Origin of the sequence: Arenimonas sp. (genome assembly GCF_044353605.1) — a bacterium.
Taxonomy (GTDB): domain Bacteria; phylum Pseudomonadota; class Gammaproteobacteria; order Xanthomonadales; family Xanthomonadaceae; genus Arenimonas.
On record NZ_JBILBO010000036.1, the window covers coordinates 47,620 to 55,776 of the forward strand.

Consider the following 8,157-nt stretch of genomic DNA (forward strand, 5'->3'; position numbering starts at 1 on the left):
GCAAAGTGCGGAGCTACCATTTCTGAGATGAAGTTGCCGCACCAAAGCGATGAGGACTCCCTCTTAATCAGCGGTTCTGAAAGTCCGTCACGCCATATTCCTCCGCCACCACCTGGGCGCTCTGTTTCAGGCGCTGCAGTAGGAAAGACTCAGTCCAAAAGCAATCTGGCTCCAATTTTAGCTTTTATCGGATTGATACTTATTCTGTTGATTGGCGCCGTCGGTTATTTTGTCGTTTCCAGATACGATTCGGGTATGGAACAGGCCGAGCAGGTTCCGGCTACGGCCGATGCCTTATCGTCCCAACTCGCGGCTCCATCTCAGTCCCAAGTTTCTCCTACCTCTACGGAAACCATGCAAAAATCCACGGAAACCGAGGTTTTAAGCGGTTCCGACATGCGTTATTACTACGTCACGGGTCTAGATCCTAATGGCGATAACTGGCTTGCTCTTAAAGAGTTGCCTAATCTAGAATCGGCCCGCTTGGATAAGCTGCCAGGTGGAACTCTGTTAAAAGTTACGGGTTCCAAAGTAGGACGTTGGGTCCCAGTCGAAACTACTTCTGGCAGGCAGGGCTGGGTTTCCGGCGAATTCCTCGCCTGCTGCCAAAGGCTCGGTGATCCACCAGACATGCTGCAAAAATCAGCTGTCATCAAGCCAAGCTTTGATTGCAATAAGGCTTCATCTATTTCTGAAAAATTAATCTGTGCGGACCCCGAGCTGGCAAGAATGGATCTGGAATTGGCAGGCCTCTACCGTAAAGCCAAGTCGCTGGCCTCGGATAGAAACGAGTTCACCCGCCGAAGTACCGGCCGTTGGAAAGATCGTGAATCCCAATGTTTTGACAAAAGCTGCCTGGTTGACTGGTATGTTTCGAGAAAGCAAGAGCTGCAAAACGACATTGATTCGAACCAGTCCAGTCAGTTTTGATACGAAATAGCTCAGTAAAATGAAATCAGACAATGGCCAATAAAGTTAAAATCCAGGTCCAGGACCAGTTTGGCAAATGGCAGAACTACACTACCGTGTCCGGCTATCCCTCAAGCATCAAGCAGGGGATGGAGGCGGCGTTGAAGACCGCGATGGGCAGAAACTCAGGCAAAGCAAGAGCTATTGATGCCGAAACCGGCGTCATGATTGATATGTTGTTTAAATAATTGGAGTAGCCAATGGCTCTTGATGCATTTTTCCGTAAGCTTGATGCGCCCTTGAAAAACTCACGTTGGTCATGGGGTGCTATAGGCCATGATCAAAATATATACTTACGCGTATGGCAGGACGAGACTAAAAAGATAGAAGGAAAGCTTCATGTCCGCATTTACTTGAGTGGCGAGCATGAAGATAGTAATCCCGGAAATAATGAGCGCAAGAGCCACATTGAAATGATTGAGAATGGGTCACAATGTTTTCTGGTCATGTGTTTGGCCAAAGATCCTAAAGCCACAAAGCGTCAAATCCAGCATTACAACAAAAATTGTTTGTTCTTAGGCGGCAATATGATGAAATCGGACGATGACATCTGGATTGAAATCGTAGGCAAAAAACCACTTAAGTGACATTCGTATATTCAGCAGCTCGCCCCTGGTAATTCCGACCACCAGGTCGTGTAATGGGGTGATATATTCCTCTGCATCATGCTCCAGTCGGGGCGAGCATTCCAGCCACTAGCAGCAAACCCGGCGCTGTTGCGTCCGAACTTATGGCTGAGGCATCTAAGGTGTCCATTACCGCCATATTGCCCACCACAGGGCTCTGGAACAGGTCACCCTGGAGATTCTCAGGGCGGTTCAGATCCAGGAGGGCAACCCCGCACTTCTTGTAGGCATAACCCTTTTTGAGCATGCCCTTGTGGATTGCCCGAACATCCTCAAGGACGATAAAGGTATCTCTATTAGCCTAGGGGAGTGCCGACCAGGAGCTCAGATACATAAATGAGTTAGTCAGATTGAATCGAAGGGGATCCAATATTCAACAACAAAGTATGTATATTAAGATCAACAAGATAAATAAATTGTTGCTGTCTTAAAGAAAAATTACATTACAGAGTATAAAGTGCTTGTATTAACCCCCTTATTACACCTCAGAGATTAGTAAGCCCCCGCAGTTCGGTCATCAATGTTTCTCAAGAAACAATTGGATTGAATCTATATAGATCTTCACATGCACTAATTGGGTATTGATTATTTGTCACTTAGGCTCATATAAAGCTATATATAAATATATATAAATATATAAATATATAAATATATAAAGCTATATATAAATATATATATATATATATAAATATATAAAGCTATATATAAATATATATATATATATATAAATATATAAAGCTTTATAAAAGCTATATAAAAGCTATATAAAGGCTTTATAAAAGCAATTTATGAAGCAGCTTTGATTAAATTAAAACCTAAACACTAAAGTCCTCTATCCTCCCTGTGTAAAACCCCCGAAGGGGGTGGGGTGGTCACCAGGCCTCGGACAGAGAGGCGCCCCTCCCCGTTCCGCGGCCCCCTCCCCGAACTTGCGGGAGCTAGTTCCGTTTCGCTGTTTTAAATGCGCTTATTTCTGCCTGTAAGCTCGTACAAGCCATTTGATGAGGTGGGGTAGGTACACCCCTACGTGCCATATGTAATAACGGCTTAGAAGGCAATTTATGGCAATCTAGAGATAACCCAATTTTATAGTTATTTTAGGTTTCTCGGATAGTGAGCTTTAAATAATCAAGACAGGCCCACACGACGGCTAACCAATCGAATCATACCACCAATTTTTACACAATGTATAACGCACAACGTGTTGGATTTGACCTGGGTGCTTAACCTTATAAAGGTATGTCCAATTCAAAGGTGGGTCTCAACTTGTACTTAGTTATCTGACGTTATCGTTCACACAAATAACAATTTGACTTAAGTCACTTCTTAATTTTTGTGGGATATTTTCGAGGTGCAGTTCTACTACTTAGGCATGCCCATGTCCCCCCTTCTGGGGTAGGCGTCTGCCGTGGGTGCGAGCCCCCGGGAACACCTTGGCAGTGAAATGCGCTGCGGTGTGATCGGGATAATCCGTGGATAGAGAGAATCCCACAGCCTATGAGACAGGCCCGAAAACAGGCCTGGACATTGGGGTAAAAATTGGGGTAAATTAGGCTAATTAGGCGATATATTTACTTACAAGCCATTGTTTTATATAGTATAAAAAAGTGGCGGAGAGAGTGGGATTCGAACCCACGGTGGGCTCACACCCACGGCAGTTTTCAAGACTGCTGCCTTAAACCACTCGGCCATCTCTCCGAAGCTACATTTTAAACCCAATTGCAGGTTTCGGGTGTCATTCACCCAGCTTGAATTCAACCGGTATGAGCAGTTCGGAAGCAACAGGTGCGCCGTTTTCTATTTTCGGACTGAATTTCCACTGCATGACGGCTTCCCGGGCGGCACGGTCCAACTCACGCGATCCGCTGCTCTTTTCAATCCGGATCCGGTCCGGATGCCCTTTGGCATCCAGCTGGACGTTCAGGGTGACGTTGCCGCTGTCATTGTTGCGAAGTGCCGTTGCCGGATATTTCGGTGCGACGCGCTCCAGAACTGCGGCGTCATGATTGCCTTGCGGTGATTGCGCTACCGTCTGGGCGGATTCCGGAGCCGGAGCGGTTTCGAGTGGTCCAGACCCTTCAGTGGCGGTTATGGGAGGCGGAGCAGGGCGGCGCGCCTTCGGGTTCGGCATGTCGGTAATGCTTCCGGAAAGACTTCCGGGAACGCGCAGGGGGTCGGAGCTTTCCAAGGCGGCATTGTCATCAGTGCTGAAGTAGGCATGATTGACCCAGCGACTGCATTGCCAGGGCACCGAAAGCAAAAGTCCGATCAGTAAAGCCCTCAGAAACAAACTGCGCGGACTATGCGTTTCCAGCCAATGCACCAGACGTGGCCATTCCCGCTGCCGGATGCGCAGAGCGGTGTCGTGGCAATGCTGTTTCAGGGTTTCGAAAGTCATGATGGGGCCGGTGGCGGTAGGCCCCCATTATAGGAAAATTCCTAGTGACGATGCAGAAATTCACCGATTACGGACTTTACGTGCTCCTATTAATCTGAACTCATCTTCCCTTGGAGTTGGAGCAAAGACATGATTTCGGTATTTATTCTTGATGATCACGCCCTCGTACGTTCCGGTTACCGCCTCATTCTGCAGCAGCATCTGGATATCCAAGTCGTTGGCGAAGCCGAAAGCGGGGATGACGGACTCCAGAAAATCAGGGCATGCAAGCCCGATGTGGTGCTCTGTGATCTGCACATGCCCGGTCTCAGCGGTCTTGAAATTACGGAGCGTCTCAGCCGCGGCAGCGTGACTGCAAAAGTCATCATCGTTTCAGTACAGCAGGATGGTCCAATGCCAAAGCGCCTGCTTGAGGCCGGTGCCTGCGGTTATCTCGGGAAGGCCTGCGATGCTGATGAACTGGTGCGTGCCATCCGGGATGTGGCCAGAGGAAAGCGGTATCTGGGGAACGCGCTGGCACAGAAAATGGCCTTTGAAGGGTCAAATGATTCCCCCTTCGAGCGCCTCAGTGCCCGGGAAATCGAAATTGCCTTGCTGTTCTGCCAGGGATGGCGTGCCGAAGATATGGCACGCAAACTTTGTGTCAGCTCGAAAACTATCGCAACCCACAAATACCGGATACTTGAAAAACTAGGAATCCAGGATACGATTTCGCTGGCCCGGTTGGCCGCACAATACGGCATCACCGAGCCTACGCAGCAGGTTTAATCTTCCCTGTTTTCCGGACTGATTCGCACTGTGAAGTCGAATCCGGAATTCGGCGTATTCGGCATCGAAAACGATGGCGGTGCGACCGGAACATACCCCGTCTGTTTCGGTTTCGGTTCGATGAACTCCGCTTGTGCGGCTGGCGCGGGCTGGGTGACCGGCTCAACGACAGAGTCTTCTGCGGCGACAACCGGTTCCGGCGCCAACGGCTCTTCGACGGCTGAAGTGATGTCTGATTCTGCAGATGCTTGCATCGAAGCGGCATACTGCGGTTCGACAGACGTTTCTAGATCGGTGAAGTCCGATTCGGCGGCAGAAACCGGAATGGCCGACACGATAACCGGTACAGTACGCGGCATGGCCGACTGCTGCTGGCGGCTGCCGTTATCGGCATCAACCGCTGCAGGCGCATCGACGGCATCCTGCTCCGGTGATGTGGCATCGAAAAGCACATCATCAGCATCTTCGAAGTCCATTTCCGACTGGTCGTTGGCCGCATCCACGGCCCCTGCGGTTTCACCTTCCTGACGGCGACGACGACGGCCGCCACGACGCCCACGACGGCGACGCGGGGTGCCATCGGCCTGCAGTTCGTTATTGATGGGATTGGCCTCGCCATCTGCAAGCTTGGTCACGGTTTCAGCAGCCGTATCAGCGGTTTCCTCGGTCTGAGCATTGAGTCCGCCAGCGTCACGTGCGGCGGCTTCGGCTTCGCGTTGCGCGCGTTTTTCGGCCTCGCGGCGCTGGTTCTCCGCACGCTGGGCTTCCTTGCGTTCGGTTTCACGCTTCTGCTGCTCTTCGCGACGCTGTTTGCGCTGTTCATCGGCAACTTTGCGCTCTTCTTCAGTGCGTTCAGGGCGCTCAGGACGATTGCCGCGTTGTTGCTTGTTCTGGGCGTTGCGCGCATTGCCTCGGTTATCGGGGCGATCGCGGCGGCTATTATCATTGCGACGCACCGGCGCCTGCTCGGCTTTCTTCGGCTCATCCGCAGCATCACCGGCAAAGATGGCGAGAATTTTGCTGAACAGGCCGGCTTTCTTGGCGGCCGGAACTTGCTTGGTGGATTCTTCAGTGCCAGCGCTGGTTTGGCGTGGCGGTGCAATTTGTGCTGGTTTCACATGAGTGACCGCCGGTTCAGCGGGAACATTGAGCTGTGCTTTGGTCAGCGCATGCACTTCCAGCTTGCGCGGCACGCCACGCTGGTAACTCGGCTTGCCGGTATCTTCAGGCTGATCGCCTTCACGGATACGGGTAACGTTGAAATGCGGAGTTTCCAAGGCTTCATCGGCAATGATGATGATGGGAGCTTCATGGCGGCTTTCGATTTCAACCAGGGCCCGGCGCTTTTCATTCAGCAGGTAATTGGCGATTTGCGGTGGTGCCTGCACCAATACCTGTGCGGTTTTATCCTTCATCGCCTGCTCTTCGGACAGGCGAAGGATGGACAGCGACAGGGATTCGACGCTGCGCATGCGACCATGGCCGTCGCAACGCGGGCAGACGATCTGGCTGGATTCACCCAGTGACGGACGCAGGCGTTGACGTGACAATTCGAGCAGGCCGAAGCGGGAGATCTTGCCGATCTGCACGCGGGCGCGGTCGAGTTTCAGGGCTTGCTGCAGACGATCTTCGACCATGCGCTGGTGTTTGCCGGAGCTCATGTCGATGAAGTCGATGACCACCAGGCCGCCGAGATCGCGCAGACGCATCTGGCGGGCCACTTCTTCAGTGGCCTCGAGGTTGGTGTTGAGCGCGGTCTCTTCGATGTCGCCGCCCTTGGTGGCGCGCGAGGAGTTGACGTCGACCGCAGTCAGCGCTTCAGTCTGGTCCAGAACGATGGAGCCACCGGAGGGCAGACGCACGGTACGTTCATAGGCCTGTTCAATCTGCGATTCAATCTGGAACCGGTTGAACAGCGGAATATCATCCTGGTACATCTTCAGCTTGCGCAGATTGTGCGGCATGACCAGCTGCATGAAATCCTGGGCCTGCTCGAAGATTTCGTCGGTATCGACCAGTACTTCACCGATTTCGGGACGCATGTAGTCGCGCAGGGCGCGGATGATGAGGCGCGATTCCTGGTAAATCAGGAAGGGCGAGGGCTTCGACAGTGCAGCCTGGCTGATGGCTTTCCAGACCTGAATCAGATAATCGAGGTCCCATTGCAGTTCATCGGCATCGCGGCCCATGCCGGCGGTGCGGATGATCACACCCATATCGTCCGGAATGTTCAGAGCATCCATGGTCTGTTTCAGGGCCTGCCGGTCATCGCCTTCGATGCGGCGGGAAACGCCGCCGGCGGTCGGTGAATTGGGCATCAGCACCATGTAACGGCCGGCCAGGGATATATAAGTGGTCAACGCGGCGCCTTTGTTGCCGCGTTCTTCCTTATCAACCTGAACGACGACTTCCTGGCCCTCGCGCAGGTATTCCTTCATGCCGGCCTTGTTCGGGTCGACGCCTGGCACGAAATAATCGCGGGAGATTTCCTTCAGCGGCAGGAAGCCGTGACGGGGGCCGCCGTAATCCACGAACGCCGCCTCGAGGGACGGCTCCAGCCGCACGATGCGGCCCTTGTAGATGTTGGATTTCTTCTGTTCTTTGGCGGGTTGCTCGATATCGATATCGTAAAGCTGCTGCCCATCCACAATCGCCACGCGCAGTTCTTCAGCCTGCGTGGCATTGATCAACATACGTTTCATTGTAATATCCTCACGCGCTCTACCGTAAGGATCGCCGAGTTCGGCATGCTTTCAAGGCACTTCCGAATTGTTCAGCGCTACCAGACCATAAGCGAACTTACGGGAGCGCAAATCTGTTGTTTCGTTAAAGGGGCCAAACCACGCCGAGCGTCGTTCGGACTATATGCAGGTTCGATGAAGCCCGCCAAGCGCTTTACATGGTCACTCCCTGGGAGTGTGGGGCGCTTATTGGGATACACTAGGCACTGGCTTTCGGCCGGCAACAAGTGAAATCAACATCTTACTTGCCCGCCTAGTTTAACAGATGGAACGAAAATGAACAGAGTTTCCTTGAATCCGGGCGTGAAAATGGTCAAAGTCCCGGATGACAGGGCCGGGCAACGGCTGGATAATTTCCTGCTTGGGCAACTCAAGGGAGCCCCCAGAAGCCTGATTTACAAGATAATCCGTGACGGTCAGGTGCGGATCAATGGCAAGCGGGCCAAGCCCGACAGTCGTCTGGAAGCGGAGGACGAAGTCCGTATCCCGCCGGTCAAGATCGACCAAGCGGATCCTGACCGTGCTCCACCCAAGTCCATGCTCGAGCGCCTGGCGGCCAGTGTCGTTTTTGAGGACAAAGCCTTGTTGGTCCTGAACAAGCCCTCCGGGATTGCCACTCATGGCGGCAGCGGGGTGTCCTTCGGGGTCATCGAGG

Annotated in this window: 7 protein-coding genes, 1 tRNA gene and 1 pseudogene; 5 read left to right on the forward strand and 4 right to left on the reverse strand. The window is 52.5% G+C overall.

The genetic code is table 11. The features are described from left to right. Positions 1-27 precede the first annotated feature (27 nt). From ACIQ1A_RS09850 to ACIQ1A_RS09860, 3 genes are read left to right on the forward strand one after another with little or no spacing between them, the layout of a single operon-like run. Positions 28-930 (forward strand): SH3 domain-containing protein, encoded by a 903-nt coding sequence (locus ACIQ1A_RS09850; protein ID WP_395770897.1) that lies wholly within the window; start codon positions 28-30, stop codon positions 928-930. Between the two features lie 32 nt (positions 931-962). Then, the gene (locus tag ACIQ1A_RS09855; protein WP_395770898.1) at positions 963-1,157 is read left to right on the forward strand and encodes a hypothetical protein; all 195 of its coding nucleotides are present in this window, start codon (positions 963-965) and stop codon (positions 1,155-1,157) included. A 12-nt stretch (positions 1,158-1,169) separates the two neighbouring features. Then, complete coding sequence (locus tag ACIQ1A_RS09860; protein WP_395770899.1) at positions 1,170-1,556, forward strand: hypothetical protein; 387 nt, start codon at positions 1,170-1,172, stop codon at positions 1,554-1,556. A gap of 11 nt (positions 1,557-1,567) precedes the next feature. Here the strand turns inward: ACIQ1A_RS09860 and ACIQ1A_RS09865 are convergent. The 3 genes and pseudogenes from ACIQ1A_RS09865 to ACIQ1A_RS09875 all read right to left on the reverse strand — a co-directional run. Then, positions 1,568-1,690: pseudogene (locus ACIQ1A_RS09865) on the reverse strand (DUF4113 domain-containing protein); the annotation flags it as partial. Positions 1,691-3,203: 1,513 nt separating this feature from the next. Further along, positions 3,204-3,293, reverse strand: a tRNA-Ser gene (locus tag ACIQ1A_RS09870). 37 nt (positions 3,294-3,330) lie between these two features. Next, positions 3,331-3,993, reverse strand: a complete 663-nt coding sequence (locus ACIQ1A_RS09875) for an energy transducer TonB (RefSeq protein ID WP_395770900.1) — start codon at positions 3,991-3,993, stop codon at positions 3,331-3,333. 129 nt (positions 3,994-4,122) lie between these two features. Between ACIQ1A_RS09875 and ACIQ1A_RS09880 the strand changes: the two genes are divergently transcribed. Beyond that, positions 4,123-4,761 (forward strand): response regulator, encoded by a 639-nt coding sequence (locus ACIQ1A_RS09880; protein WP_395770901.1) that lies wholly within the window; start codon positions 4,123-4,125, stop codon positions 4,759-4,761. On the opposite strand, the gene ACIQ1A_RS09885 is transcribed toward ACIQ1A_RS09880, so the two are convergent. Beyond that, positions 4,758-7,463, reverse strand: a complete 2,706-nt coding sequence (locus tag ACIQ1A_RS09885; protein ID WP_395770902.1) for an Rne/Rng family ribonuclease — start codon at positions 7,461-7,463, stop codon at positions 4,758-4,760. The genes ACIQ1A_RS09880 and ACIQ1A_RS09885 overlap by 4 nt on opposite strands. A 315-nt stretch (positions 7,464-7,778) precedes the next feature. Here ACIQ1A_RS09885 and ACIQ1A_RS09890 point away from each other — a divergent pair. Continuing rightward, positions 7,779-8,157 (forward strand): S4 domain-containing protein (locus ACIQ1A_RS09890; protein WP_395770903.1); only part of this gene is annotated, 379 nt, incomplete at its 3' end.

Bases quoted from the DNA above. Each gene is read 5' to 3' on its own strand.
- ACIQ1A_RS09850 (WP_395770897.1), top strand. From the start codon at position 28: ATGAAGTTGCCGCACCAAAGCGATGAGGACTCCCTCTTAATCAGCGGT.
- ACIQ1A_RS09855 (WP_395770898.1), top strand. From the start codon at position 963: ATGGCCAATAAAGTTAAAATCCAGGTCCAGGACCAGTTTGGCAAATGG.
- ACIQ1A_RS09860 (WP_395770899.1), top strand. From the start codon at position 1,170: ATGGCTCTTGATGCATTTTTCCGTAAGCTTGATGCGCCCTTGAAAAAC.
- ACIQ1A_RS09875 (WP_395770900.1), bottom strand. From the start codon at position 3,993: ATGACTTTCGAAACCCTGAAACAGCATTGCCACGACACCGCTCTGCGC.
- ACIQ1A_RS09880 (WP_395770901.1), top strand. From the start codon at position 4,123: ATGATTTCGGTATTTATTCTTGATGATCACGCCCTCGTACGTTCCGGT.
- ACIQ1A_RS09885 (WP_395770902.1), bottom strand. From the start codon at position 7,463: ATGAAACGTATGTTGATCAATGCCACGCAGGCTGAAGAACTGCGCGTG.